General features: G+C 70.9%; 23 protein-coding genes. 7 read left to right on the top strand and 16 right to left on the bottom strand.

The genetic code is table 11. The features are described from left to right. Positions 1 to 17 precede the first annotated feature (17 nt). Together AB0878_RS17230 and AB0878_RS17225 are read left to right on the top strand one after the other, a co-directional pair. Positions 18 to 1,352 carry a nucleobase:cation symporter-2 family protein gene (locus AB0878_RS17230; RefSeq protein WP_366580861.1) on the top strand — a complete coding sequence of 445 codons (1,335 nt, stop codon included), beginning with the start codon at positions 18 to 20 and terminating at the stop codon, positions 1,350 to 1,352. Next, entirely contained in the window at positions 1,349 to 1,945 is a 597-nt protein-coding gene (locus tag AB0878_RS17225; RefSeq protein WP_366580859.1) for a TetR/AcrR family transcriptional regulator, read from the top strand. The genes AB0878_RS17230 and AB0878_RS17225 overlap by 4 nt, the downstream gene beginning before the upstream one ends. Here AB0878_RS17225 and AB0878_RS17220 read toward each other — a convergent pair. The 5 genes from AB0878_RS17220 to AB0878_RS17200 all read right to left on the bottom strand — a co-directional run bounded on the left by AB0878_RS17220 (position 1,942) and on the right by AB0878_RS17200 (position 8,818). Further along, on the bottom strand, positions 1,942 to 3,564 hold the full coding sequence (locus AB0878_RS17220) for an NAD-dependent malic enzyme (protein WP_366580857.1): 1,623 nt from the start codon (positions 3,562 to 3,564) through the stop codon (positions 1,942 to 1,944). The two genes, AB0878_RS17225 and AB0878_RS17220, sit on opposite strands and share 4 nt — an antisense overlap. A 301-nt stretch (positions 3,565 to 3,865) precedes the next feature. Next, a complete protein-coding gene (pucD, locus tag AB0878_RS17215) occupies positions 3,866 to 6,136 on the bottom strand; it encodes a xanthine dehydrogenase subunit D (protein WP_366580855.1) in 2,271 nt (756 codons plus the stop codon). Next, a complete protein-coding gene (locus AB0878_RS17210) occupies positions 6,133 to 7,473 on the bottom strand; it encodes an 8-oxoguanine deaminase (protein ID WP_366580853.1) in 1,341 nt (446 codons plus the stop codon). The genes pucD and AB0878_RS17210 overlap by 4 nt, the downstream gene beginning before the upstream one ends. Next, entirely contained in the window at positions 7,470 to 7,943 is a 474-nt protein-coding gene (locus AB0878_RS17205; RefSeq protein WP_366580851.1) for a (2Fe-2S)-binding protein, read from the bottom strand. The genes AB0878_RS17210 and AB0878_RS17205 overlap by 4 nt, the downstream gene beginning before the upstream one ends. After that, positions 7,934 to 8,818 carry a xanthine dehydrogenase family protein subunit M gene (locus AB0878_RS17200; protein ID WP_366580849.1) on the bottom strand — a complete coding sequence of 295 codons (885 nt, stop codon included), beginning with the start codon at positions 8,816 to 8,818 and terminating at the stop codon, positions 7,934 to 7,936. Before AB0878_RS17200 ends, AB0878_RS17205 begins: the two co-directional genes overlap by 10 nt. A 124-nt stretch (positions 8,819 to 8,942) precedes the next feature. On the opposite strand from AB0878_RS17200, the gene AB0878_RS17195 reads away from it, so the two are divergent. Then, positions 8,943 to 10,337, top strand: a complete 1,395-nt coding sequence (locus tag AB0878_RS17195) for a PucR family transcriptional regulator ligand-binding domain-containing protein (RefSeq protein WP_366580847.1) — start codon at positions 8,943 to 8,945, stop codon at positions 10,335 to 10,337. A 52-nt stretch (positions 10,338 to 10,389) separates the two neighbouring features. Here AB0878_RS17195 and htpG read toward each other — a convergent pair whose 3' ends face one another. The 3 genes from htpG to aceB form a co-directional block, all read right to left on the bottom strand. Beyond that, a complete protein-coding gene (htpG, locus tag AB0878_RS17190; protein WP_366580845.1) occupies positions 10,390 to 12,348 on the bottom strand; it encodes a molecular chaperone HtpG in 1,959 nt (652 codons plus the stop codon). A 456-nt stretch (positions 12,349 to 12,804) separates the two neighbouring features. After that, positions 12,805 to 14,001 carry an aldolase gene (locus AB0878_RS17185; RefSeq protein WP_366580843.1) on the bottom strand — a complete coding sequence of 399 codons (1,197 nt, stop codon included), beginning with the start codon at positions 13,999 to 14,001 and terminating at the stop codon, positions 12,805 to 12,807. Further along, a complete protein-coding gene (gene aceB, locus AB0878_RS17180) occupies positions 14,001 to 15,575 on the bottom strand; it encodes a malate synthase A (RefSeq protein WP_366580841.1) in 1,575 nt (524 codons plus the stop codon). The genes AB0878_RS17185 and aceB overlap by 1 nt, the downstream gene beginning before the upstream one ends. A 121-nt stretch (positions 15,576 to 15,696) precedes the next feature. Between aceB and AB0878_RS17175 the strand changes: the two genes are divergently transcribed. Then, positions 15,697 to 16,461: an IclR family transcriptional regulator gene (locus AB0878_RS17175; RefSeq protein WP_366580839.1), complete on the top strand. Its 765-nt coding sequence runs from the start codon at positions 15,697 to 15,699 to the stop codon at positions 16,459 to 16,461. Here AB0878_RS17175 and AB0878_RS17170 read toward each other — a convergent pair. The 8 genes from AB0878_RS17170 to ftsY form a co-directional block, all read right to left on the bottom strand. Then, positions 16,454 to 16,951, bottom strand: a complete 498-nt coding sequence (locus tag AB0878_RS17170) for a GNAT family protein (protein WP_366580837.1) — start codon at positions 16,949 to 16,951, stop codon at positions 16,454 to 16,456. The genes AB0878_RS17175 and AB0878_RS17170 overlap by 8 nt on opposite strands. A gap of 111 nt (positions 16,952 to 17,062) precedes the next feature. Next, entirely contained in the window at positions 17,063 to 17,377 is a 315-nt protein-coding gene (locus AB0878_RS17165; RefSeq protein ID WP_366580835.1) for a DUF4333 domain-containing protein, read from the bottom strand. A 12-nt stretch (positions 17,378 to 17,389) separates the two neighbouring features. After that, positions 17,390 to 17,596: a hypothetical protein gene (locus AB0878_RS17160; protein ID WP_366580833.1), complete on the bottom strand. Its 207-nt coding sequence runs from the start codon at positions 17,594 to 17,596 to the stop codon at positions 17,390 to 17,392. Then, positions 17,593 to 18,069: a YbaB/EbfC family nucleoid-associated protein gene (locus AB0878_RS17155; protein ID WP_366580831.1), complete on the bottom strand. Its 477-nt coding sequence runs from the start codon at positions 18,067 to 18,069 to the stop codon at positions 17,593 to 17,595. The genes AB0878_RS17160 and AB0878_RS17155 overlap by 4 nt, the downstream gene beginning before the upstream one ends. Continuing rightward, positions 18,066 to 18,566, bottom strand: a complete 501-nt coding sequence (locus AB0878_RS17150) for a hypothetical protein (RefSeq protein WP_366580829.1) — start codon at positions 18,564 to 18,566, stop codon at positions 18,066 to 18,068. The genes AB0878_RS17155 and AB0878_RS17150 overlap by 4 nt, the downstream gene beginning before the upstream one ends. Before the next feature lie 32 nt (positions 18,567 to 18,598). Continuing rightward, positions 18,599 to 19,996 (bottom strand): putative T7SS-secreted protein, encoded by a 1,398-nt coding sequence (locus AB0878_RS17145; protein WP_366580828.1) that lies wholly within the window; start codon positions 19,994 to 19,996, stop codon positions 18,599 to 18,601. After that, positions 19,996 to 20,553 carry a hypothetical protein gene (locus tag AB0878_RS17140; RefSeq protein WP_366580826.1) on the bottom strand — a complete coding sequence of 186 codons (558 nt, stop codon included), beginning with the start codon at positions 20,551 to 20,553 and terminating at the stop codon, positions 19,996 to 19,998. The genes AB0878_RS17145 and AB0878_RS17140 overlap by 1 nt, the downstream gene beginning before the upstream one ends. 106 nt (positions 20,554 to 20,659) lie before the next feature. Further along, complete coding sequence (gene ftsY / locus AB0878_RS17135; protein ID WP_366580825.1) at positions 20,660 to 22,003, bottom strand: signal recognition particle-docking protein FtsY; 1,344 nt, start codon at positions 22,001 to 22,003, stop codon at positions 20,660 to 20,662. 150 nt (positions 22,004 to 22,153) lie between these two features. On the opposite strand from ftsY, the gene AB0878_RS17130 reads away from it, so the two are divergent. The 3 genes from AB0878_RS17130 to AB0878_RS17120 all read left to right on the top strand — a co-directional run bounded on the left by AB0878_RS17130 (position 22,154) and on the right by AB0878_RS17120 (position 25,669). Then, positions 22,154 to 23,359 carry an anhydro-N-acetylmuramic acid kinase gene (locus AB0878_RS17130; protein ID WP_366580823.1) on the top strand — a complete coding sequence of 402 codons (1,206 nt, stop codon included), beginning with the start codon at positions 22,154 to 22,156 and terminating at the stop codon, positions 23,357 to 23,359. A 10-nt stretch (positions 23,360 to 23,369) separates the two neighbouring features. Continuing rightward, positions 23,370 to 24,938, top strand: coding sequence for a sodium:solute symporter (locus AB0878_RS17125; RefSeq protein WP_366580821.1), 1,569 nt, complete (start codon positions 23,370 to 23,372; stop codon positions 24,936 to 24,938). 119 nt (positions 24,939 to 25,057) lie between these two features. Next, entirely contained in the window at positions 25,058 to 25,669 is a 612-nt protein-coding gene (locus AB0878_RS17120; protein WP_366580819.1) for a DUF3455 domain-containing protein, read from the top strand. Positions 25,670 to 25,708 lie beyond the last annotated feature (39 nt).

The raw sequence follows: 25,708 nt of genomic DNA, 5'->3' as shown, positions 1-25,708 counted from the left end.
TCCCACCGGGAGAGCACATGTCAGAACGACCTTCCCGTCATCCCGTCGATGTGCGCCCGAAGTGGCCACAGCTCGTGCTCGGCGGAATCCAGCATGTCGCGGCGATGTACGCCGGCGTGGTGGCTCCACCGCTGGTGATCGGCGCGGCCGTCGGGCTCTCGCCCAGGCAGCTGAGCCTGCTCATCAGCGCGTCCCTCTTCACCGCCGGCCTCGCCACCCTGTTGCAGACGCTCGGCGTGTGGCGCTTCGGCGCGCGGCTGCCGCTGGTCAACGGCGTCACGTTCGCGTCCGTCGCGCCGATCCTGTCGATCGCTCAGCAGCACGCCGGCAACGCGCTGGGTGTCGTCTACGGCGCGACGCTCGTCGGCGGCGTGTTCGTGGTGCTGGCCGCGCCGTTCTTCTCGAAGCTCACCCGGTTCTTCCCGCCGGTCGTGACGGGGACCGTGATCACGCTCATCGGCGTCTCGCTGCTGCCGGTGGCCGTGCAGTGGATTTCCGCGCAGCAGCCGGCCGCGCGGCCGAGCGGGCTGCTGCTGGCGGGCGTCACCCTGGTCGCGGTGCTGGTGTTCACGCGGTTCCTCAAGGGTTTCTGGAGCCGGATCGCACTGTTGCTGGGCCTGGTCGCCGGGACGCTGGTGGCGTGGCCACTGGGTGAAGTCGACACGTCGACTTTGAAGCAGGCGCCGGTGTTCGGCATCGCCACGCCGTTTCACTTCGGCGCGCCGGTGTTCGACATCGCGGCGATCGTGTCGATGCTCATCGTGATGCTCGTGGTGATGGCCGAGAGCACGGCCGACCTGCTGGCGCTCGGCGAGATCGTCGGGCGGCCGACCACGAGCCGGACGCTGGCCGACGGACTGCGCGCCGACGGGCTGGCCACCGCCGTGAGCACGGTGTTCGGCGGGTTCGCGTGCACGGCGTTCGCGCAGAACATCGGGCTCGTGTCGCTGACGCGGATGGTCAGCCGGTACGTGGTCGCGGCCAGTGGCGTGGTGCTGGTGGTGCTCGGCGCGCTCCCGGTGACCGGCGGGATCGTCGCGCTCGTGCCGCAACCGGTGCTCGGCGGGGCCGGGCTGGTGCTGTTCGGCAGCGTCGCGGTGAGCGGTGTGCGGACGCTGGCGAAGGCGTCGTTCGAGCATCCCGGCAACGTCGCGATCGTCGCCGCGTCGCTGGGCGTGGGCCTGATTCCCATCGCGGTGCCGGGTTTCTACTCGGGCTTCCCGGCGGCGCTGCAGGTGGTGCTGAACTCCGGCATCAGCGCGGGCTGTCTCACGGCCGTGGTGCTGAACCTGGTGTTCGGCGAGCGGTTGATAGAACGCTCTACCGCCCCGGAGCTATCCTCGGTGCCGTGACAGGCACGAAGGACCGCATCCTGGCCGCGGGCGCGGAGCTCTTCCGCCGCGGCGGCTACACCGGCACGGGCGTGAAGCAGATCGTCGAGAAGGCCGGCGCGCCCTTCGGCTCGCTCTACCACTTCTTCCCCGGTGGCAAGGAACAGCTCGCCGAAGAGGTCATCCGCACGTCGGGCATGGAGTACGCGCAGCTGTACGACCTCTTCATCGCCCCGGCGCCCGATGTCGTGAGCGGCATCGAGGCGTTCTTCGCCGCCGGCGTGACGACGCTGCTGGACACCGACTACGTCGAGGGCTGCCCGATCGCCACGGTGGCCCTGGAAGTCGCGACGACGAGCGAACCCCTGCGCCAGGCGACGGCCGACGTCTTCACGGCGTGGATCGACGCGGGCACGGAGAAGTTCGCCGCCTTCGGCCTGCCGGCCGAGCAAGCGCGGGTGCTGACGATCGCACTCATCACCAGCCTGGAGGGCGCGTTCGTACTGGCGCGCTCGATGCGTTCGCCGGAGCCCATGGCGGTGGCAGGCGCGGCGGTGGTGGACGTGGCCCGGCGTCTGCTGGCAGAACTGGACCACGACGGGAAGAAGCGCTAGCGGTAGTCGGGCGTCCAGCGGGCTTGGCGGACCGTTTCGGCGAGGTGGTCGTTTTCCGGGGCGACGCCGTCCTTGATCGCCTGCTCGGCGACGGCGATGGCGATCCGCGTGGCCACTTCCGGCACGTCGTCCCAGGACGGCAGCAGTGGTTCGTCCGGGTCGGCGAGGGCGGGGGACGCTTCGCCGAGCGTCTTGGCGGCGACGCGCATCATCGCGTCGGTCACGCGGGTCGCGCCGGACGCGGTGACGGCCAGGCCGATGGCCGGGAAGATGTAGACGTTGTTGCACTGTGCGACGCGGTGCTGCTTGCCGTCGCGCTCCACCGGCCCGAACGGCGAGCCGGTGGCGACGAGGGCGCGGCCGCCGGTCCAGAAGTCCAGCTCACGTGGATGCGCCTCGGCGCGGCTGGTGGGGTTGGAGAGCGGGAAGATGATCGGCCGGTCGGTCTTGGCGGCCAGCTCACGCACGATTTCCTCGGTGAACGCGCCCGCCGCCGTCGAGAGGCCGAGCAGCACGCCGACGTCGACGTTGTGCACGACGTCGGCCAGCCCGGTGCCGGTCCAGCCCTGGGTTTTGGCGGCCGGCTGGGCGAAGCGGCGCTGGCTTTCCGACAGGTCGGTGCGGTCGTCGGTGAGCAGGCCCGCGATGTCGACGACCCAGATGCGCCCGGCCGCCTCGGCGTCGGACAGGCCCTGGGCGACCATCTCCTGGCGGATCATCTCCAGCACGCCGATGCCGGCCGAGCCCGCGCCGAGCATCACCACCTGCTGCTGGGAAAGCGGCCGCCCGGCCACCTTCGCCGCGCCGTGCAGCGCGCCGACCGCGACGGCGGCCGTGCCCTGGATGTCGTCGTTGAAGGTCAGCAGGCGGTCGCGGTAGCGGTCGAGGATCGGCTCGGCGTGCGCGGTGGCGAAGTCCTCCCACTGCAGCAGCACCTCGGGCAGCTCTTCGCGCACCGCCGTGACGAAGTCGTCCACGAACGCGTAGTACTCGTCGTCGCCGATGCGCCGGTGGCGCCAGCCGAGGTACTGCGGGTCCTCGAGGCGCTCGACGTTGTCGGTGCCCACGTCGAGCAAGATCGGCAACGTGCGCGCGGGGTCGATGCCGCCGATCAGCGTGTACAGCGACAACTTCCCGATGGGGATGCCCATGCCGCCGATGCCCTGGTCGCCCAGCCCGAGGATGCGCTGGCCGTCGGTGACCACGATGACGTCAACCTCCCGCCGCGGCCGGTTCCTGAGCACCTCCCTGAGATGCTCGCGGTCGGGGTAGGCCACATACAGCCCGCGCGGGCGCCGGTAGATCTCGCTGAACCGCTGGCACGCCTCGCCGACGGTGGGCGTGTAGACGATCGGGAGCGTCTCCTCGAGGTGCTCGGCCAGCAGCCGGTAGAACAACGTTTCATTGCGGTCCTGGAGGCCGCGCAGGAACACGTGCTTGGCCAGGTCCGCCGGCTGACGCGCGAACTCGGCGTAGGTGTGCGCCACCTGCTCGCCGATCGTCTTCTCGGCGTTGGGCAACAGCCCCAGCAGGCCGAGCTCCCGCCGCTCGTCGTGGGTGAAGGCCGTGCCTTTTGTGGTGAGCGGGTCGAAAAGGCGGTCGTGTCCGCGGTCCGGCATGTGCGCTCCCCGTCTGATCCACATGGGACGTTCCGCGTCGACTCAACCACGGTGCCGTGGCGTCCGCCAGCCCGCCATTCACCAACCGGACACCACGACACGGACCGCTTTCTCAGGGTCGAAACCGGCGACCACGGCCGCGGCGGGCGCCGAGGAAGGCCCGCGAAGCGTGCCCACCCCAACGGCGCTGCATTTCGACGTGGGTCCGCGCCGCCGGTGGTCCCGCGGCGATGGTCGCACGGGCCCAGGGTCCAAGGTGTGCGACCGCCCGTCAGTGCGCCACCAGCGAATTCGCCGGGCCCTACGTCCCCGTCAGGTGTTCCGGGCGGACCGGCACCCGGGTCAGTGCCAGACCCGTCGCGGCGCGGATGGCGGAGACGATGGCCGGGGTGGAGGAGATGGTGGGGGGTTCGCCGACGCCGCGGAGGCCGTAGGGGGCGTGGGGGTCGGGGCGTTCGAGGACGTCGATGGACATCGGGGGCATGTCGAGGACGGTGGGGATGAGGTAGTCGGTGAAGGAGGGGTTGCGGACGCGGCCGCCGTCGACCTGGATTTCCTCCATGACGGCGAGGCCGAGGCCCTGGGCGGAGCCGCCCTGGATCTGGCCGAGGACGGCCTGCGGGTTCAGCGCGCGGCCGACGTCCTGGGCGCAGTCGAGGGCGACGACCTTCACCAGGCCCAGCTCCACGTCCACGTCGACGACGGCGCGGTGGGCGGCGAAGCCGTACTGCACGTGGGCGGTCCCCTGGCCGGTGACCGGGTCGAGTGGATACGTGGGGCGGTGGCGCCATTCGACCGTTTCGTCGAACGCCGAGGTGCCCAGCACGGCGGCGAGATCCGCCAGCACCACGCCGTCGGTGGCGACGAGCTTGCCGCCGGCCACGCGGGTGCCGGAAGGCAGGCCGGCGGAGGCCAGGACGCGGGCGCGCACGGCGGCGGACGCGGCCTGCACGGCGCCGCCGGTCACGTAGCTCTGGCGGGACGCCGAGGTCGACCCGCCGTTGCCGATGGAGGTGTCCATGGGCAACACGGTCACCTGCTCCACGCCGAGCTCGGTGCGCACGATCTGCTGCATGATCGTCACGAGCCCCTGCCCGACCTCGCACGCCGCGGTGTGCACGGTGGCCGCGGGTTCGCCACCGACGAGCTCCAGGCGCACGCGCGCGGTGGAGTAGTCGTCGAAGCCCTCGGAGAAACACACGTTCTTGATCCCCACGGCATACCCGACGCCACGCACCACGCCCTCGCCGTGCGTGGTGTTGGAGACGCCGCCGGGCAGGTGGCGCAGGTCGAACGAGCGCGACGCGGGCAGCGGCCGGGCCCGCAGCCGTTCCAGCAACTCGGCGACGGGCGCGGCCGAGTCCACGACCTGGCCCGTCGGCATCACGGCGCCCTCGGTCATCGCGTTGCGGATGCGCAGCTCGACCGGGTCGAGGCCACACCCGGCGGCCAGCTTGTCCATCTGCGACTCGTACCCGAACGCCGCCTGCACCGCGCCGAAACCCCGCATCGCGCCGCACGGCGGGTTGTTCGTGTAGGCGCCCCAGCAGTCGACCGCCACATTGTCCACTGTGTACGGTCCGACGCCCAGCGTCGCCGCGTTGGCCACCACCGCGCCGGTGGACGACGCGTACGCGCCGCCGTCGAGGAAAAGGCGCGCGCGGACGTACACGAGCCGGCCGTCGGAGGTGGCGCCGTGCTCGTAGTACATCTTCGCCGGATGACGGTGCACGTGGCCGTAGAACGATTCCTCGCGGTTGTAGACCATCTTCACCGGCTTGCCGGTGTGCAGCGCGAGCAGGCACGCGTGCACCTGCATCGACAGGTCCTCGCGGCCGCCGAACGCGCCGCCGACACCGCCGAGCGTCAGCCGCACCTGCTCGACCGGCAGCCCGAGCGCCGCGACGATCTGCTGCTGGTCCACGTGCAGCCACTGCGTCGCGACGTACAGGTCCACGCCGCCGACCGTGTCGGGCACCGCGAGCCCCGACTCCGGGCCGAGGAAGGCCTGGTCCTGCATGCCGACCTCGTACACGCCGGACACCACGACGTCGGCCCGGACATCCTCGGAACCACGCCGGATCCGCACGTGGCGCACCACGTTGCCGTCGGGGTGCAGCGAAAGACCCTCGCCGTTCACCGCCGCCTCGGAACTGGTGACGGGCGTCAGCTCCTCATACGTCACCTTGATCCGCTTCATCGCCCGCCGCGCCGTCTCCGGGTGGTCGGCGGCCACGAGCGCCACGGGCTCGCCCTCGTAGCGCACGACCTCGTCGGCGAGCACCGGCTGGTCGGCGTGCTCCAGCCCGTAGCGGTTGACGCCGGGCACGTCCTCGTGGGTCAGCACCGCGTAAACCCCTTGCACGGCAAGGGCTTCCGTGAGGTCGATCCCGGTGATCCGCGCGTACGGGTGGGGGCTGCGCAGGGTCGCGCCCCACAGCATGTCCTCGTGCCACAGGTCCGAGGAATACGCGAACTCGCCGCGCACCTTCACCGTGCCGTCGGGCCGCGGCGCGTTGGCGCCGACGCCGTTGACGGTGGCTGACGAAGTCGTGGTGGTGGTCGTCGTCATCGGTCCTCCCGCAGCCGGGCGCTCGCGGCGGCCAGGTCGCGGGCGATCGCGGACTCGTCCTCCTCACGCAGCGTGCCGTGCTCCACGACGGTCCGGCCGCCCACGAGCAGGCGCGCCAACGGCGGGGTCGCGCCCAGCACGAGCGCGGCGACCGGGTCGGTGATACCCGCGTACTCGAGCCCCGTCAGGTCCCACACGGCGAGGTCGCCGAGCTTGCCGGCCTCGACCGAGCCCAGCTCGGCGTCGCGGCCGAGGCAGCGAGCGCCGCCCATCGTGCCGAGCCACAACGCTTCCCGGGTGGTCAGCGCGGTCGGCCCGCCGCGTTGGCGAGCCTGCAGCAACGCCTGGTGCAGCTCCTCGCCGAGCCCGCCGGACTCGTTGGACGCGGCGCCGTCGACCCCGAGGCCCACGGGCGCGCCGGCGTCCAGCAGGTCGCGTACGGGGGCGATGCCCGCGCCGAGGCGGCCGTTGGACGTCGGGCAGTGCGCCGAGCCCGTGCCGGTGGCGCCGAAGCGGCGGATCGCGTCGGGCGAGAGGTGGATGGTGTGCGCGAGCCAGACGTCGCTCGCCAGCCAGCCGAGCTTGTCCGCGTACTCGGCGGGCGTGCAGCCGACCTCGGCCAGGCACTGGCGTTCCTCGTCGAGCGTCTCGGCGAGGTGCGTGTGGAGCCGGACGCCCTTGCGGCGCGCGAGGTCGGCCGCACCGGTCATCAGCCGTTCGGTGACGGAGAACGGCGAGCACGGGCCGACCGCGATCCGCAGGTGCGCGTCGGGCGACGAGTCGTGGAACCGGTCGATCACCGCCTCCGTGCCGACCAGTGCGGCGTCGGTGCCCTCCACGAGGTTGTCCGGCGGCAGACCACCGTCGGACTCGCCGCGGTCCATCGAGCCACGAACCAGGTGCAGCCGCAGGCCGACGCGCTGCCGGGCCGCGACGAGCGCCTCGACCTGATCGCCGCCGTCGCGGGGGAAGACGTAGTGGTGGTCGGCCACGGTCGTGCACCCGGTGAGCGCGAGCCGCGCCATCCCGGCGGTGCCCGCGGCGTGCGTGATGTCCGCGTCGAGCCGGCCCCACACGGGGTAGAGCGCGACGAGCCACTCGAACAGCGTGTGGTCGGCGGCCATCCCGCGCGTGGCCCACTGGTAGAGGTGGTGGTGGGTGTTGACCAGGCCCGGCGTGACGAGGCAGCCGGACGCGTCCACGTGCTCCTCGGCGTCGCCGGTGAAGGTGCCTTCGCCGACTTCGGCGATCACGCCGTTGTCCACGAGCACGTAGCCCGAGTCGTATTCGGGGCCGCTGACGGTGGCGATCGCGGCGTTCTCGATGACCGTCCTCATGCGACACCGCTCTTCGCGACAGCGGCGGCCCGCACGGCGTCGAGGATCTTCTCGTACCCCGTGCACCGGCAGAGGTTCCCGGCCAGCGCCTCGCGGATCTCCTCGTCGCTGGGCTGCGCCACGCGGTTGAGCAGGTCGTGGGCCGCGACGACGAGGCCGGGGGTGCAGAAGCCGCACTGCACGGCGCCGTTGTCCACGAAGGACTGCTGCACCGGGTCCAGCTTGTCGCCGTCGGCCAGCCCTTCGACGGTGCGCACCGAGCGGCCCTCGACCTGACCGGCCGCGACGAGGCACGAGCACACCGGCACGTCGTCGAGGTACACCGTGCAGGACCCGCATTCGCCCTGTTCACAGGCGTTTTTCGAACCCGGCAGGCCGAGCCGCTCGCGCAGCACGTAGAGCAGGCTCTCGCCTTCCCACACGTCGTCGGCCTCGCGGGCCTCGCCGTTGACGGTCACGTTCACGCGCACGTGCGCTCACTCCCCCGGTGTTCGTCCCAGGCCCAGGTCAGCGTGCGCCGAGCGAGCACGGCCAGGGCGTGTCTGCGGTAGTCCGCGCTGCCGCGGACGTCGTCGATCGGTGCGGCGGCCTCGGCCACGAGCTCGCCGAAGCGTCGTTTCAAGGAGTCGGCCAACGCCGTGGGCGCGTCCCACGGCAGCTCCGCGGCCAGGAATTCCTCGGCCGCGCGGGCCCGGCGCGGGGTGGGTGCGGCGGACCCGACCGAGGCGCCGACCTCCCGCTTCGCAGGCCGCAGGTTCACCGCGAAGGAACAGACGGCGATCACCATCGCGTTTCGCGTGCCGACCTTCGCGAACTGCTGGGGACCCGCGTGCGCGGGCAGGTGGACGGCGGTGATCAGCTCGTCGGGCTCCAGCGCGTTGCGCTTCACGCCGAGGTAGAACTCCTCCGCCGGCAGCACCCGCGTCCCCCGGACGGACGCGACCTCGACGCGCGCGCCGAGCGCGAGCAGCACCGGGTGCGTGTCGCCGGCCGGTGACGCGGCGCCGAGGTTGCCACCGACCGTGCCGCGGTTGCGGATCTGCGGCGAGCCGACCGTGCGCGAGGCCATCGCCAATGCGGGCAAAGGTTCACCCAGCTCGGTGATCACGCGCGAATAAGACACGGCCGCACCGAGCCGGACGGTGCTTTCCGGAAGAGTCCCGTCCGAAGTGGACCACTCGGCCAGCTCAGCGACACCGGTGAGATCGAGCAGCGCGGCCGGGCGGCGGTGGTCGAAGTTCAGCTCCACCATCACGTCCGTGCCGCCGGCGATCGGCACCGCGTCGGGGCGTTCGGCCTTCACGGCCAGCGCCTCGCCCAGATCGGCAGGTCGCAGGAAATCCACGCTCGAGCTCCTCCCCTCGGCCTGATGTCCCAGTACACGCCGAACCTGCCCGCGCGGCAACGGTGCCCCGCCATGAAAGCCGCCCCAGCGGAAGACCACCCGTTTGTGCTTTCCTACAAGCCTGATGACGACCGTGAGAACCCTGCTGGGCCTGCCCGGCCTGCGCCCGCACCCGAGCACCGCCGAGGACCTGCTCGACCGCGCCGTCACGCGGATCTACGTGACCGAGCTGCCCGACCCGGGCCGCTACCTGACGGCGGGCGAGCTCGTGCTGTCCGGGCTGCTGTGGTGGCGCACGCCGGGTGACGCGGAGCCGTTCGTCGCCGCGCTGGCAGCCGGGGGCGCCGCCGCGTTGGCCGCGTCGGGCGCGGACGCCGGCGGCATCCCGGAAGACGTCATCGACACCTGCGCGCGCCACGGCGTCCCGCTGCTGGAAGTGCCGCCGGACCTGTCGTTCGCCGTGGTCACCGAACGCGTGGTGCTGGCGCTCGCGGCCGCCGCCGACGGGGCGCGCAAACGCTTGCTCACCGCCGCCGCGGAGGACGCGCCGCTGGAAGACCTGCTGGCCCGCGCGGCCGAGGAGCTCGGCACGGCGTGCTGGGTCCTCTCGGGCGTGCCCCGCGTGGTGGCCGGCACGGCACCGCTGCCGGTGTCGGCGGCCGAGCCCGTGCGCCAGTTCGCCGCCGCCCGCGCCCGGCCCACGGCGGCGGGCGGCCTCACCGTGCTGCCGGTGGAGAGCCGCCACGCGGTGCCGTGGCTGCTCGCCGTGGACGGACCGCTGAGCACCGCGCAGACGGAGCTCGCCGAGGAGCTGGCCGGGCTCGTCGGGCTGGCTCGCGCGCGGTCGCGTCCGTCGCCGGCGCCGCTCGGCGGCAACGTCCGCGCGGTCGCGCTGCGCACGGAAGACAGCGCGGAAGCCGACGACGTGCTCGCCGAACTCCTGGCCACCACGGGGAAAGCGATCACGCCGACCGGCAGCCGCGACCACACGGAGGCGCTCGCCCTCGTCGCCGACGACGGTTCCTGGCCCACCGGCTGGGCCGGCGACGCGGTGACCGCTCTGTCCACAGTGGAACCGCTGCTGCGGGCGACGCGGATCCTCGCCGGTGTCAGCGATCCCGTGCCCGCGGCGGAGTCACGCGGTGCGTTCGAAGTGGCGCGGCACGCGCTTTCCCTTGCCGCGGACCGGCAAGGTGACGTGGTGGTCGTGCCCGCCGCCGCGCTCGGCGTGCACCAGCTGCTGCTCGCCGGCACGTCCACCGACCTGCGCGCCGCGTTGCGCCGGCGCCTGCTCGGCCCACTGCTCGACTACGACGCCGAGCAGCATTCGGATCTCGTGCGCACCGTGCGCGTGTTCCTGGAGTGCTCCGGCTCCCCCACGCGCGCGGCGAAAACCCTGCACATCCACGTGAACACCCTGCGCTACCGCATCGGCCGCGCCGCCGAGCTGCTCGGCGTGGACCTCACGGACTTCGTCGCGCAGGTCGACGTCTACCTGGCCCTGACCTCGGAGTCCTGAACGGCCGTGAAGGGCACCTTCTGGGAACCAGGCGCCCTTCACGGACTCGTGGTCAGAGAGCCTTCGCGGCCCGGTCGGCGACCAGTTTCAGGAACCGGCCCGGGTCGGCCAGCTCGCCGCCCTCGGCCAGCAGCGCCATGCCGTGCAGCAGCTCCGCCGTCTCGGCCAGCGAACCGTCGGCCGGGTTGTCCGCGAACGCCTTGCGCAGCCCGGAGACCAGCGCGTGGTCCGGGTTGAGCTCCAGGACCCGCTTGATCTGCGGCATCTCCTGGCCCATCGCGCGGTACATCTTCTCCAGCGTCGGCGTCATGTCACCCGAGTCGCCGACGATGCACGACGGCGAGGTGGTCAGCCGCGAGGACAGGCGAACCTCCTTGACGCTGTCGGTGAGCGTCGCCGACATCCACTTGAGCAGGTCCGCGTACTCGGCCTTCTGCTCGTCGGACGTCTCCTCGCCGCCGAGGTCGACCTCGCCCTTGGCCACGGACTGGAACGACTTCTCCTCGAACCCGCCCACGCCGTCGACCCACATCTCGTCGACCGGGTCGGTGAGGATGAGGACCTCGTAGCCCTTGGCGCGGAACGCTTCCAGGTGCGGCGAGTTCTCGATCACCGTGCGCGACTCACCGGTGAGGTAGTAGATGTGCTCCTGGCCTTCCTTCATCCGCGAGACGTAGTCACGCAGCGAGGTCGGCTTCTCCGCGTGGTTCGTGGACGCGAACGACGAGATCTCCAGGATGGCCGGGCGGTTCTCCGGGTCGTCGAGCAGACCCTCCTTCACCGCGCGGCCGAACTCGCGCCAGAACGTCGCGTACTTCTCGGCGTCCTCGGTCATCATCGTCTTGATCGTGGAGAGGATCTTCTTCTCCAGCCGCCGCCGGATCGCACGGATCTGGCGGTCCTGCTGCAGGATCTCGCGCGAGACGTTGAGCGAGAGGTCCTGCGCGTCGACGACACCCTTGATGAAGCGCAGGTAGTTCGGCATCAGCGCTTCGCAGTCGTCCATGATGAACACGCGCTTCACGTACAGCTGCACACCGCGCTTCGCGTCCCGCATGAACAGGTCCATCGGCGCCTGCGCCGGGATGAAGAGCAGTGCCTGGTACTCGAACGTGCCTTCCGCCTGCATGCGGACGGTTTCGAGGGCGTTGTTCCAGTCGTGGCTGATGTGCTTGTAGAACTCCTGGTACTCCTCGTCGGAGACTTCCGACGAGGGGCGGGCCCAGAGGGCCTTGCGGGAGTTGACGGTCTCGAACTCGGGCGCGGCAGGCTCTTTCGCGTCTTCGTCGGCGGCTTCTTCCGTGGCTTCTTCGGCGGCGGCCAGGGGGCTGGGCTGCTTGGCCATCCGGACGGGCCAGGTGATGAAGTCGGAGTAGCGCTTGACGATCTCGCGGACCTTCCACTCCGACGTGTAGTCGAAGAGGTGATCCTCGTCGTCGGCCGGCTTGAGGTGCAGTGTGACCGCGGTGCCCTGCGGGGCGTCGGCGACCGGTTCGATCGTGTAGGTGCCCTCGCCTTCGGATTCCCAGCGGACGCCGTCGGTGGTACCGGCTTTGCGGGTCGTGAGCGTGACCTTGTCGGCGACCATGAAGCTGGAGTAGAAGCCGACGCCGAACTGGCCGATGAGGTCCTGCGAGCCCGCCGCGTCCTGGGATTCCTTGAGCTTGCGGAGGAACTCGGCGGTGCCCGACTTGGCGATGGTGCCGATGAGGTTCACCACGTCGTCGCTGGACATGCCGATGCCGTTGTCGCGGACGGTGAGGGTGCGGGCGTCCTTGTCGAGGGTCAGCTCGATGTGGAGGTCGGCGGTGTCGGCTTCGAGGTCCTTGTCGCGGTAGGTCTCGAGGCGGAGCTTGTCCAGTGCGTCGGAGGCGTTGGAGATGAGCTCGCGGAGGAAGATGTCCTTGTTCGAGTAGATCGAGTGGATCATCAGCTGGAGCAGCTGGCGGGCCTCGGATTGGAATTCGAGGGTTTCGGGTTGTGTCGGTTGAGCGGCTGCTTCTTGAGACATGGTGTCGCGTTTTCCTTTCCCACCCCACACCAGAAAGACGGCAGGGAGCCTACCTGGGGTGGGTTGTTGTCCTCGCGGGGTGTTGGGTGGGGTGTTGGTCCTCGCGGGGTGTGGCGTGGGGTGTGAGGGGTTCTTGGTCCTCGCAGGGCGTGTTGCGTTGGGGGTGCACCCCGAAGCTGGATTGTGTTGACGGCCGGTGAGGCGTTGTCAAGGCGGGAAAGCGTGCCTTGACAACGCCTCGCCGACCGCAAAGAAGCTTCGGATCGGGGTGCCGGGGCGGGGCTGGGTGCAGGTTTCGTCGCGTGGGTGGACGGCGGTTGGTGGGGTTTGCGCGGCCCGGGCGGTCCGTGAGTTGGGCAGGCGGGCGGCGGTTGGGTGGTGACCAAAGCGCCCCAATGCGGCGTTCGGTGCGTTGAGCGCACCCAACGCCGCATTGGGGCGCGGCGGGTGGGGTGGTCAGGCTTGGCGGCGGGTGTAGCGGTCGAGGGTGGCGGCGTCGAAGGGGAGTTCGGCCGGGTCCAGGGCGCCGCAGTGGAGGCCGCCGAGGAGGTAGTGGGCGAGGGCGGCGGCGGTGGCCGGTTCGTCGAGGACGCCGGTCGAGGATTGGGACGCGTAGTCGCTGAGGCGCTTCGCGGCGGTGGGGAAGCCTTCGCGGTAGAAGGCGTAGGTGGCGGCGAAGCGGGTCGGCAGTTGGTTCGGGTGGAGGTCCCAGCCCTGGTAGAAGCCGTTTTCCAGGGAGCGGCGGACCAGTCGCAGGTGTTCGGCCCAGGCGCCGGGGAGGTCGTCGCCGAGGGGGAGGCGGTTGGTGGAGCCGTCGGAGAGGCGGACGCCGGTGCCGGCGGCGGCGACCTGCATGAGGTGCTTCGCGAAGTCGGCGGCCGGGTGGGCCATGCTCTGGTAGGCGGCGCCGATGCCGAGGCCGGCGCTGTAGTCGTAGGTGCCGTAGTGCAGGCCGGAACAGCGGCCGTCGGCCGCCTGGATGATGCGGGCGACCGACACTGTGCCGTCGTGGGCGAGGATGGACTGGGCGGTCTCGATCTGGACCTCGAAGCGCAGGGTGCCTTCGGGCAGGCCGTAGGCGGCCTCCAGTTGGCCGAGGACGTCGGCGGCCACAGAGACCTGTTCGACGGCGGTCACCTTCGGCAGGGTGACGACGAAGCCGTCGGGGAGGTCGCCGTTGGTGAGCAAACCGTTCAGGAACAGGTCCAGGGTGCGGATGCCGCGGCGGCGGGTGGCGGATTCGAAGCTTTTGAAGCGGATGCCCACGAACGGGGTGCCGCCCGTGGTTGCCAGGACACGGCCGGCCGACAGCGCGGTGGCGTCCTCCGCCTCGTCGCCCGGGTGGCCGTAGCCGTCCTCGAAGTCGATGCGCAGGTCTTCGATGGGCTCGGTGAGCAGCTTCGTGCGCACGCGCTCGGCGACGTCCGCGTCAAGACCCAGCACGTCGCCGTGCTCGACGAACACGCGCATGGCCTGCTTGCCCCAGTCGGCGACCAGGCGGGTGCGGTACTGGGACGCCGGCACGTACACGGTGTGCACGGGCCGGCGGCCCGGCGGCTCACCGGGGTACAGCGCCGCGACGCGCGCGTCGGCCTCGGCCAGGCGTGCGTCGGCGGCGGTGTAGACGTCCTCGGTGAGCCGGCCGTCCGCCATTACTTGATGTGCTCGTAGGCCGGGAGAGTGAGGAAGTCCGGGAACTCGTCGGCCAGCGCGACCTGCTCGAACAGCTCGACGGCCGGGGTGAGCACGTCTTCCTTGACCTCGGCCGACAGCTCGCCGCGGACCTCGGCCAGCACGCCGCGCACGAGCTCGGCGGTGACCTTGTCGCCGGTGTCGAGCGTGGTGCCGTTCTTGACCCACTGCCACACCTGCGAACGGGAGATCTCCGCCGTGGCCGCGTCCTCCATGAGGTTGTGGATGGCCGCCGCGCCGTTGCCGCTCAGCCAGGAGGCGATGTAGCGGATGCCGACCTCGACGGCGGCGCGCAGGCCGGCCGCGGTGGCGCTGCCCGGCGTCGAGGCGACGTCGAGGAGCTGGTCGGCCGTGACGCTGACCTCGTCGCGGGTGCGGTCGAGCTGGTTCGGCTTGTCGCCGAGGACCTTGTCGAACTCCTCCTTGCAGAGGGCGACCATGCCGGGGTGCGCGACCCAGGAACCGTCGAAGCCGTCGGCCGCCTCGCGGGCCTTGTCGGCGTGGACCTTCTCGTACGCGCCCTCGTTGACCTTCGGGTCCTTGCTCGGGATGAACGCCGCCATGCCGCCGATCGCGAACGCGCCGCGGCTGTGGCAGGTGTGCACGAGCAGCTCGGTGTACGCACGCATGAACGGCGCGGTCATGGACACCGAGTTGCGGTCCGGCAGCACGAACTTCTCACCGGCGTCGCGGAAGTACTTGATCACGCTGAACAGGTAGTCCCAGCGGCCCGCGTTGAGGCCCGACGCGTGCTCGCGCAGCTCGTACAGGATCTCCTCCATCTCGAACGCGGCCGGGATCGTCTCGATCAGCACGGTGGCGCGGACGGTGCCGTGCTCGATGCCGAGGGCCTTCTCGGCGTGGGTGAACACGTCGTTCCACAGCCGCGCCTCGAGGTGGCTCTCCATCTTCGGCAGGTAGAAGTACGGGCCCTTGCCGCGCTTGAGCAGCTCGGCCGCGTTGTGGAAGAAGTACAGGCCGAAGTCGACCAGCGCGCCGACGCCCTGGCGGCCGCCGAAGGTGAGGTTGCGCTCGTCGAGGTGCCAGCCACGCGGGCGGACCACGATGGTGGCGTGCTCGACGTCGGGCTTGAGCGCGTAGCTCTTGCCGCCGCTCTCCAGCGTGATGGTCTCGCGGATGGCGTCGGACAGGTTGACCTGGCCGGACACGACGTTGGCCCAGTGCGGCGTGTTGGCGTCCTCGAAGTCGGCGAGCCACACCTTGGCGCCGGAGTTGAGGGCGTTGATGGTCATCTTGCGGTCGGTGGGACCGGTGATCTCCACGCGGCGGTCGCGCAACGCCGGCGGCGCCTCGGCGACCTTCCAGTCGCCTTCGCGGATCTCCTTGGTCTCCGGCAGGAAGTCGAGCCGGCCGGTCGTGCGGGCCTCTTCGCGGCGCTTGCCGCGGGCCACGAGCAGCTCGTCCCGGCGCGCCGCGAAGGCGTCGTGGAGCCCCGCCAGGAAGGCGAGGGCTTCCGGCGTCAGGATCTCGTCGCCGCGCTCCACCGAGCCGCCGAGGACCTGGACTTCAGACATGCGAAACACCCCGAGTCGTTCTTTGGATAACGTCCCTACGGTTTTTACCTGACGGACTATAGTTTCTGCATAGCGGAAGCTCAAACGCTCGGAAGAAGAGGACCTGTGAGGAGGACCACCGGTGGCGGCTGAAAAAGGCGGACGGGACGGCGGCGTCCAGTCCCTGCAGCGTGCGTTCGAGCTGCTGGAGCACCTCGCGGACACGGGTGGGGAGGCCAGCCTGTCGGAGCTCGCGACCCTGTCCGGGCTGCCCATGCCGACCATTCACCGGCTGATCCGGACGCTGGTGGACCTCGGGTACGTCCGGCAGAACACCAACCGCCGCTACGCCCTCGGCGCGCGGCTCATCCGCCTCGGCGAGAACGCCAGCATGCAGTTCGGCTCGTGGGCGCGGCCGCTGCTGGTCGAGCTCGTCGAGGAGGTCGGCGAGACGGCCAACCTCGCCGTGCTGGAACGCGACGAGGTCGTGTACGTGGCCCAGGTGCCCTCCAAGCACTCCATGCGCATGTTCACCGAGGTCGGCCGGCGCCTGCTGCCCCACGGCACCGGAGTCGGCAAGGCGATGCTCGCGCAGCTGCCCGCCGACGACGTCGCGGCGCTCCTGGCGCGCACCGGCATGCCCGCGTACACCGAACACACCTTCACCGACCCTTCTTCGCTCGCCACCGAGCTCACGCGCATCGCTGCCCAGGGCTACGCACTGGACGAGGCCGAGCAGGAGCTCGGCGTCCGGTGCATCGCCGTCGCGGTCCCCGGCATGCCGGTACCCGCGGCGGTGTCCGTGTCCGGCCCGTCCGGCCGGCTGACCGCGGACGCGGTGGCGAGCATCGCGCCCGTGGTGCAGAAGATCGCCGACCGGCTTTCGCAGCAGCTGCCGGTTACCTGAGCTCACCTTTCAGCAGGTCCATCAGCAGGCCGTCGTGGAAAGTGCCGTCGGGGCCGCGTTCGTACTGGCGCAGCAGGCCGACGGGCCGGAAGCCGAGCTTGGTGTACACGTGCACGGCCTTGGCGTTGGCGGCGGCCGGGTCGATCGTCAGGCGGTGGTGGCCCTGGGCGAACAGGTGCGCGGCGAGCACGCGGATGGCCTCCGGGCCGAGGCCGCGACCGTGGTGGCTCGGGGCGACGGCGATGTCGATGCCGGCGTGGCGGTACTGCGGGTCGAGCTCCTCGCAGCTCTGGATGAGGCCGACGACCTCGCCGTCGAGCTCGATGGCGTAGCTGGAGAAGCCGGCTTCCTCCTCGAGGAGCCTTTCGACCTCGTGCACGGTTTCGCCCCACCACCGCGCGACTTCGGGCGTGGACAGGATTTCCTGGGCGCGCTGCCGGTCGTCCCGCGTGAGCGGGCGCAGGCGGACGCGCGGGCCTTCGATGATCATGACTGGGTCTCCTCTCGTCTGGGGATGTTCGGGTGACGAGGGGAAACGGGCGGTCCACGCGGGCGTCAATCCATGGCTGGAGTGTGCGCCCGCGCGGGCCGGTGTGTCATCTCAATTGCCGACGGCGTGGTCGTCGACCTTCACCGAGTAGCGGACGTCGCTGCCGTTCACGGTGTGGATGGTCGCCGTGAGGCCGTACTTCGTGGACCCGTCGGCCAGTTCGCAGCGCATCTGCTGCCCGACCTTCGCGTCGATCGGGCCGGGGCAGGTGATCGAGTCCGGCCGCCGCCCGAACGAGCTCTGCAGCGCGTCGGCGATCCCCTTCTCCAGATCGGCCTTCGCCACCCGCCGCTGCACCTCCACGTGCGCGGAACACCCGGCCACCAACGCGATTCCGCACACGGCGACAACCACCCGACGCAACACTGTTTGCCTCCTCTAGGTCCAGACGGAACGGGGAAAGGTGAACTCGAATGGGCGCCCGCGGTGCGTCCCGCTCACGATCTCGCGCGCCTCGAACGCTTCGGGCGGCCGGGCGAACACACCGGCTGGAGAGAACAGCTCGTCCACGACGGACCACGCCACCGCGGCCGCGACCAAGGGCGTGCCGCCGACGACGATCACGAGGATCAGAGCGACGCTCACCGGGTCGATTCCTGGTCGTACACGGAGAAGTCGTCGAACTCGTCCTCCGGCGGCACTTCGCGAACCGGCGGGCGCGGCGGCGGTGCCACCGAGGTCGGGCGAGGAGCGCCGAAGAGCTGTTCGTCGGAGTCGAGCACGCGGTCGAGGAACTCCGTGCTGCCGAGGCCGCGACGGACGACGTCGGCCTGCATCCGCGCGGCCGCGGCCTGCGCTTCGCCGATCGCGCGCAGGACGTCGGAAGACAGCACAGCGGGATCGGTCTCGCGGGCGCGTTCGCTGAAGGTGACCGAGGCGATCGCGCCGCCGGGACCGGCGACCACGGTGACCACGCCATCCGGCGACGTGGCGCTGCCCATGGCGTCTTTGAGCTCGTCGGCGACCCGTTGGTACGCCTCGGCCCGGAGGCGGTTGTCGGTCGCGGCCGCGTCGATCGCCTCGATGCGGGCCAGCAGCTGCCGCGCGGTGTCGTTCATGCCGCCTGCTCCGGTTTGACGGTGGTGAGGAACTTCTGGAAGTCGTCGATCACGTGCTCGAACTGGTTCTCCAGCAACGCCGACAGCACCACGTGCAGCACGGCCCGCCGCTGCGGGTCCTGCTGGTCGCGCATCGGCAGGAACACCTGGAACTGCACGAGATCCACCTGCTTGCCCTTGAGCCCGACGGTCAGCTTCACCGCCTGCGTGAGCCCGGGGTTCTCAGCCGAGCCGACCTCGTTGCGCCGCCCGAGCTGCACGCCCTGGGCGCCGGCCGCGCGCAGCTTCTCCACGGCCTCGTCGCCGACCGCCGTGAGCGCGACGTCGTCCTCGCGCAGCTCGCCGGTGATCGTGATGTTCGCGGTGAACCCTTCGCGTGCCGACGCGGGATTCAGCGCGACAAACGCGGCGTCCGGGGTGCCGACCTGGTCGGGCGGAACCGATCGCCAGCCGTCCGGCAGCGAGAACTCGATCGGGACGGGGAGGGTGCCTGCCACTGTGTCTGCTCCGAATCTGCTGGTTCTGGTGGTCAGAAGCCGAGGAAGTCGCCGACGGCGCCGGCCGCGTTCGCGATGCCGTGCCCGACGTCGGACGCGACCTCGCCGACGTCACCGGCCACGTCCTGCACGGTGTCGACGACCTCACCCGGGTCGATGCTCAGGTCGAACCCGACCTTGCCACCGATACCCAGGGCCACGCCGACCGAAGCGCCGACGTGGAACTTCCCGTCGTCGCCCATGCCGAACTGGCCGCTCGCCTCGGCGCCGATCCCGGCCCACGCTTCGCCGTGCGCACCGGCGGTGACACCGGCGACCTCGGCGCTCGCGTTGCCCTCGATCCGGCCGCCCACGAACCCCTCGACGCTGCCCTGCATCCCGGACCAGCCGAGGGAGCCCTGGGCGGATGCCTTGGCCCCGACTTCCGCCGAGGCGTCGCCCTTCACCGCAACGTGGTCGCCGTAGTGAATTTCGCCTTCCGCGCTGCCCTTGGCCAAATACGCCTCGGCCGACGCGCCCGCGGTCAGGCCCAGCGCGGACGCCCCTGCGTGGGCCTCGGCGCCGGCTCCGAGGGCCGCGCCCTCGATCTTGCCGCTGCCGCCGAACGTTCCGTCGCCGAACTTGCCGTCCAGCGAACCGTCGACCAGGTCGACGCTCGCCGAGGCCGACACGGTGCTCTCCGACGTGTCGATGCCGAACTTTTCGAGAAGGCCGCCGAGTTTGTCGGTGAGCATCCCGTCAGACTGCGAACCCCACTCGGCTTCGAAGCTGCGCCCCTTGCCGCCTTTGCCCGCGGCCCAGCCCTTCTCGTCTTCGTCGGTGTCGACCCACTGCTTCTTGTCCGGATCCCACTTTTGGCGCCGGTCGGCACCGAATTTCTTGAGATCCTTCGAATAGCTGCCGTCGTCCTGCTTCTTGAAGCCGAGCTTCTTCGCCGTCTCACCGCCGGCCTCCTCGAGCGCGGCCCGGGCGGCCCGCAGGATCCGCTCGGCCTCCTGCGTCGCGGACTGGCCCGGGTCAGCGAAAGGCGGAACCTGCGCACCGGAGGTGAGGGCTCGGTAGGCCTGGACGGTCCACTGCGCCGACGCGGCCCGCGTGGCCGCCTGCCCCTGCGTGTACAGCTCGATCGCCCGCTGGGCCTCGGACTGGCTGCGCGTGAGTGCGTCGCCGTAGTCGGCCAGCGCGTTGGCGCCGCCGCCCAGGACCCCGATGGTGTCGAACCACTTCTTCGGTTCCTGGCCGAAGGTCTCGCGGAAGCGGTCACTCGCCTCGCCGGTCCACTGCTTCGCGTCGACGCCGGAGAGGCCGTCGGAGATCGCGGCCATTTTCTGGATGTTGCGGACGAGGTCCTTCAGGTCACCCGAGATGAACCGCGGCTCCCCGGGGACGAGGTCCTTCGGGTCGGTCGTCTCCCCCAGCTCGGCGGCCATCAGAAGACCGGCCCTTCGCGGTCCGCCTCAGTGGCGGGGTCAGGGCCCTCCACCTCGGACTTCGGACCGGGGAACAGCTCCCGGGAACGCTCGGGGCTCATCACGTCCGGCGGGAGTTCTTCGATCGACCCGCTGATGCGGCCGGTCCCGCCGCCCGTCCACGCGGGACCGAGCTTCTCGCCTTCGGCCGGGCCCGCGGACCGGTGCAGAATCTCGCCGAGCGGGCCGAAGATGCCACCGTCGGACGGTCCGCCGTGCCCGCCGAACGCCTTCGCCGCGGTTTTCACGATCGCGTCGGTCGCCGTGTCGTCGGCGCCCGCGTAACGCACCGCCGCGGTGCGCAGGTCCTCGCCGTGGCCCTGGGCTTTGCCCTCGAGCGCGTCGACGACGGACTTGATGTCCTCGATGAAGCTGCCCCAGCCCGCCTGCACACCGGGGTGCCCGTAGTCGCCGCTCGGCCCCTGCCACAGCAGGCCCGCGGCGCCTCCGACCACGTCACCGATGGTGTCGGCGGCGCGTTCGAGCTCCTCCGTTACGGCGTCGAACCCGCCCGTCATCCCCGCGAACCCCTCGTCCGGCTGTCACGACGTGATCACCGTGACAGAGACCGGCGGGGGTTCTGCGCTCTTCGCCCGTTGATCACCTCAACGAGCGAATCGTGTCTCAGCCGAGCAGGGCGTCCACGAACGCGCCGGGCTCGAACGGCGCCAGGTCGTCCGGGCCCTCGCCGAGGCCGACGAGCTTCACCGGCACCCCGAGCTCCTTCTGGACCTGGAAGACGATGCCGCCCTTCGCCGTGCCGTCGAGCTTGGTGAGGACGATGCCCGTGACGTCGATGACCTCGGAGAACACGCGGGCCTGGGCGAGGCCGTTCTGGCCCGTGGTGGCGTCGAGCACCAGCAGGACCTCGTCGACCTTCGCCTGCTTCTCGACGACGCGCTTGACCTTGCCGAGCTCGTCCATGAGGCCGGTCTTGGTGTGGAGGCGGCCGGCGGTGTCGACGAGGACCGCGTCAGCACCTTCGTCGATGCCGCGCTTCACCGCGTCGAACGCGACGGCCGCGGGGTCGGCGCCTTCCTTGCCGCGCACGACGGACGCGCCGACGCGGTCGCCCCAGGTCTGGAGCTGGTCGGCGGCCGCGGCGCGGAACGTGTCGGCCGCGCCGAGCACCACGGTGGAGCCCTGCGAGACGAGCACACGCGCGAGCTTGCCGGTGGTGGTGGTCTTGCCGGTGCCGTTCACGCCGGCGACGAGCACCACGGCGGGCTGCTTCTGGCCGTCGACCTCGTGCGGCAGTGCGCGCACGGCGCGGATGCCGTCCGTGGACAGCGAAGCGGTCAGGACCTCGCGCAGCACTTCGCGCGCTTCGGCGGGCGTGCGCACCGCGCGACGCGACAGCTCGTCCCGCAGGCGCTCGACGATCTGGGTCGTGGTGGCCGCGCCGAGGTCGGCGACGAGCAGCGAGTCCTCGACGTCCTGCCAGGAGTCCTCGTCGAGGTCACCGGCACCGAGCAGGCCCAGCAGGCTCTGGCCGAACATCGAGCGCGACTTCGACAGCCGCCCGCGCAGGCGCTCCAGGCGGCCGGTCGCAGGGTCGATCTCCTCGATCGGGAGCACCGGCTCGATCGGTTCGACGGTGCCCTCGACGGCCGCGGGAGCTTCCGCCTCGGGCTCGGGCAGCTTGACGTCGCGCATCGTGCGCTGGTCGGAGTCGCGCGGCACGGCGGCGTCGTCGCCCACGGCGGGCTGGCCGTCGACCTCCGGGCGGTCCTCGACGGGGTGCTCGGCCGGCACCGGTTCCGGCGCAGCGACGGCCTCAGCCTCGCCTCCGGGCGCGAAGGTGATGCCGCCGGACGCGGTGTACCCGCCGCCCTTCGGCTTCTCCTCGACCTTGCGCGTCTGTTCGAGGCTGATCCGCCGCCGACGTGCGATGAGCAGCCCGGACACCAGCACGGCGACCAGGACGACGACGGCGACGATGACGATCCAGAACCAGGTGCTCGACACGCACCCATCCTGTCATCCGCTCCCCGGCTCCCCCGGACACCCCACCGCGCTACCCCCTTCAGGCCAACGGATCACACGCAGAGTTCCGATTCGGCCAAGACTTCACGGCGTGGCTTGCGTCGCTGCTTCACCCCGGCTAAACCACTCCGGATGAAAACCCACGGCTTCCGCGTTCTCGGCCTCCTCTCGGGGACTTCGGTCGACGGCATCGACGTCGCCGTCGCCGAGCTGCACGCCGAAGACGGCACCGTGGTCCTCACCCCGCTCGGCGAGCTCGACGTGCCGTTCACGCCGGAAACCCGCGGGGCAGTGCTGAACGCCCTGCCGCCCAACCCGAGCAGTGCCGAAGCGCTCACCGTCCTCGACACCCGCGTCGGCCAGGCCTTCGCCGAAGCCGCCGCGCGGGGCATCGCCGAGTACGGGCCCGTGGACGTGATCGCGTCGCTCGGCCAGACCGTCTACCACTGGGTGGAGAACGGCGTGGCGCTCGGCACGCTGCAGCTGGGCCAGCCGGCGTGGATCGCCGAACGCACCGGCACGCCCGTCGTCGCCGACCTGCGCATCCGCGACATCACCGCGGGCGGTCAGGGCGCACCGCTGGCCAGCACGCTCGACGCGTTGTGGCTGCGCGGCCTCGCCGAAGAGACGGGCAACCCCGTGGCCGCGCTCAACCTCGGCGGCATCGCCAACATCACGGTGGTCGGGGAGAGCGACGCCGTGCTCGCGTACGACACCGGTCCCGCCAACGCGTTGCTCGACCTCGCCGCCACCCGCGTGACCGGCGGTGAGCAGCACGCCGACGTCGACGGGAAGCTCGCGCTCGCCGGCACCGTCCGCCAAGACCTGCTCGACCGGCTGCTCGCCGACCCGTACTTCGCCGCCGCACCGCCGAAGTCCACCGGCAAGGAGCACTTCCACGGCGCCTACCTCGACGCCGCCCTCGCCGGTCTGCCGCCGCTCACGCCCGAAGACCTCCTGGCGACGCTCACCGAGCTCACCGCCGCGACCGTCGCCGCCGAATGCCGGCGCCACCACGCGGCGACGCTCGTCGTCTCCGGCGGCGGCATGCGCAACCCCGCCGTGATGGCGGCGCTGGCGGCCGACCTGCCCGGCGTCGCCCTGCGCACGAGCGACGACCTCGGCCTGCCCGGCGCGGGCAAAGAGGCGTACCTGACGGCGTTGCTCGGCTGGCTGACCTGGTGCGGAGTGCCGGCCACGCTGCCGTCGGCGACGGGCGCGCGCGGGCCCCGGCTGCTCGGCGCGATCACGCCCGGAGCGGACCCCCTGAACCTTCCGGCCCCACTGGGGGGCACCGTGGACCGCTTGCGGGTCACGGAAGTTGGCGCACGACGGTAGGAGAAACCCCATGAACCCAGTCGATCTGGTGATCGTCATCGTGTACCTGGCGGCGATGCCGATCATCGGCGTGCTGGTCGGCCGCAGACAGAAGTCCGCGAACGACTACTTCGTCGGCGAACGAAGCATGCCCTGGTGGGCCGTCACGCTCTCGGTCGTGGCCACCGAGACGTCCACGCTCACCGTGATCTCGACCCCGGGCCTGGTCTTCGGCAGCGAGTTCCTCTTCCTCGAGGTGGCGTTCGGCTACATCCTCGGCCGCATCGTCGCCGCGTTCGTGCTGCTGCCCCGCTACTTCCGCGGCAACTACGTGAGCGCGTACGAGTTCCTCGGCCGCCGCTTCGGGCGCGGGCTGCAGGGCACGGCGTCGGTCACGTTCGTGGTCACGCGCCTGCTCGCCGAGGGCCTGCGGCTGTTCGCCGGTGCCATCCCGATCAAGGCGATCCTCGACCACTACGGCATCCACACGTCGTACTGGCACATCGTGGTGCTGCTCACGGCGCTCACGCTCATCTACGCGTTCGTCGGCGGCATCAAGTCGGTGATCTGGGTCGACGTGATCCAGTGGTCGCTCTACGTCCTCGGCGCCATCGGCGCGGTCGTGTTCCTCTCGACGAAGCTGCCCGACGGCTGGACCTCGATCGCCGCGAGCCAGGGCCGGTTCCAGCTCACCGACTTCACGTCCAACATCATCACCAGCCCGTACGCGTTCATCGGCGCCGTGGTCGGCGGCGCGTTCCTGTCGATGGCCTCGCACGGCGCGGACCAGCTGATCGTCGGGCGGCTGCTGTCGACCAAGAGCCTGCGCGACGGCCAGCGCGCGCTGATCGGCTCGTCGTTCGTGGTGTTCGTGCAGTTCGCGTTGTTCCTGGTCGTGGGCGCGATGCTGTGGGTGTACACCGGCGGCAAGACGGGCGCGACGGCCACGGCGGTCGCGGCCGGGAAGATGTCCGGCGACGACGTGTTCTCCAACTTCATCGTCAACGACCTGCCCGTAGGCCTGGCCGGCCTGCTCATCGCCGGCATCCTCGCGTCCACGATGGGCGCGCTGGCCTCGGCGCTCAACGCACTGTCCACCTCGACCATCGCCGACCTCTACCAGCGCTTCACGAACCGGTCGGTGGAGGACTCGAAGCTGCTGCGCCACGGTCGCATGTGGACGTTGATCTGGGCGGTCGTGTTCGCGATCTTCGCGTCGCTGTTCACCAACTCGAAGGACCCGGTGATCCAGCAGGGCCTCGGCATCGTCGGCTACACCTACGGCGCGCTGCTGGGCTCGTTCTTCCTCGGCCTGATCGTGAAGAAGGCGCGCCAGGCCGACGCGGTGGTCGCGTTCGCGTGCTCGGTGGTGGGCATGGCGTTCCTGATCCTGTTCGTCAAGTTCGACAAGACCACCACGGCCGTGCACATCCAGTTCGGCGCGGCCACGAAGACACTCGTGCCGATGGCCACCTACTGGTACACGTTCGTCGGCGTGGTGATCACGATGGTCGTCGGCGGGCTGCTCGCGCTGCGCCACCGCGACGCCGACCCGCACGCCGCGGAAGTCGACGCGCCGCAGGAAGAAGTCACCGTCTGACCGGCGGTTGATCACCCCGGCGAGAATTTTCCCCCATCGGGTGAACCGTCCCGGGGTGGGCGCTCGTGCATCTGACGAGCGCCCGCCACCGGACGGCGGGCCCGGATCAGGCGGGGACGATGAAGCGGATTTCTCTGGCACTGGCGGCAGGTTCGATGATCCTCCTGGGCGGTGCGACGGCGTGTTCGTCAGCCTCCGGGGCCGCGGCGGCCGATCCGGGCGCGCCGGCGAAGGCGGCGGCCGGCGCCCAGGCCGGAACGCAGGCGCAGGACCAGGCCGGGACCCAGGACGGCACCCCCGAGGTGATCGCAGCCCCCGCGCAGGTGCAGGTGCCGCCGGGCAACAAGCGCGTGGCCACCTTCCACGGCGAGGGCGTGCAGATCTACGGCTGCACCGACGGCGCGTGGACCCTGATCCAGCCCGCGGCCATCATGTCCGACAACGGCAAGGCCGTGGCCCTGCACAGCAAGGGACCGGTGTGGACGTCCACTGTGGACGGTAGCACGGTCGCCGCCACCGCCGTGCCCGGCAAGGCGGTGCAGCACACCGACGCGATCCCCGAGCTCCTGCTCAAGTCCGACCAGGACACCGGCAAGGGCGTGTTCGGCACCGTCACCTACGTGCAACGGCTGGCCACCAAGGGCGGCCTCGCCCCGAAGGGCGCGTGCACCACGGGTCAGCAGACCTCCACGCCGTACTCGGCCGAGTACGCCTTCTGGACCGCGAACTGAAAGCAACAACGGAAAAGGGGCTCCCCCGGTCACCCGGGA

It is taken from the genome of Amycolatopsis sp. NPDC047767 (assembly GCF_040704195.1).
Lineage (GTDB): Bacteria > Actinomycetota > Actinomycetes > Mycobacteriales > Pseudonocardiaceae > Amycolatopsis.
This window is presented reverse-complemented; position numbering and strand designations above follow the sequence as displayed.

Bases quoted from the DNA above. Each gene is read 5' to 3' on its own strand.
- AB0878_RS17230 (WP_366580861.1), top strand. From the start codon at position 18: ATGTCAGAACGACCTTCCCGTCATCCCGTCGATGTGCGCCCGAAGTGG.
- AB0878_RS17220 (WP_366580857.1), bottom strand. From the start codon at position 3,564: ATGCCGGACCGCGGACACGACCGCCTTTTCGACCCGCTCACCACAAAA.
- pucD (WP_366580855.1), bottom strand. From the start codon at position 6,136: ATGACGACGACCACCACCACGACTTCGTCAGCCACCGTCAACGGCGTC.
- AB0878_RS17210 (WP_366580853.1), bottom strand. From the start codon at position 7,473: ATGAGGACGGTCATCGAGAACGCCGCGATCGCCACCGTCAGCGGCCCC.
- AB0878_RS17195 (WP_366580847.1), top strand. From the start codon at position 8,943: ATGACGACCGTGAGAACCCTGCTGGGCCTGCCCGGCCTGCGCCCGCAC.
- htpG (WP_366580845.1), bottom strand. From the start codon at position 12,348: ATGTCTCAAGAAGCAGCCGCTCAACCGACACAACCCGAAACCCTCGAA.
- AB0878_RS17185 (WP_366580843.1), bottom strand. From the start codon at position 14,001: ATGGCGGACGGCCGGCTCACCGAGGACGTCTACACCGCCGCCGACGCA.
- aceB (WP_366580841.1), bottom strand. From the start codon at position 15,575: ATGTCTGAAGTCCAGGTCCTCGGCGGCTCGGTGGAGCGCGGCGACGAG.
- AB0878_RS17170 (WP_366580837.1), bottom strand. From the start codon at position 16,951: ATGATCATCGAAGGCCCGCGCGTCCGCCTGCGCCCGCTCACGCGGGAC.
- AB0878_RS17155 (WP_366580831.1), bottom strand. From the start codon at position 18,069: ATGAACGACACCGCGCGGCAGCTGCTGGCCCGCATCGAGGCGATCGAC.
- AB0878_RS17145 (WP_366580828.1), bottom strand. From the start codon at position 19,996: ATGGCCGCCGAGCTGGGGGAGACGACCGACCCGAAGGACCTCGTCCCC.
- AB0878_RS17140 (WP_366580826.1), bottom strand. From the start codon at position 20,553: ATGACGGGCGGGTTCGACGCCGTAACGGAGGAGCTCGAACGCGCCGCC.
- AB0878_RS17130 (WP_366580823.1), top strand. From the start codon at position 22,154: ATGAAAACCCACGGCTTCCGCGTTCTCGGCCTCCTCTCGGGGACTTCG.
- AB0878_RS17125 (WP_366580821.1), top strand. From the start codon at position 23,370: ATGAACCCAGTCGATCTGGTGATCGTCATCGTGTACCTGGCGGCGATG.
- AB0878_RS17120 (WP_366580819.1), top strand. From the start codon at position 25,058: ATGAAGCGGATTTCTCTGGCACTGGCGGCAGGTTCGATGATCCTCCTG.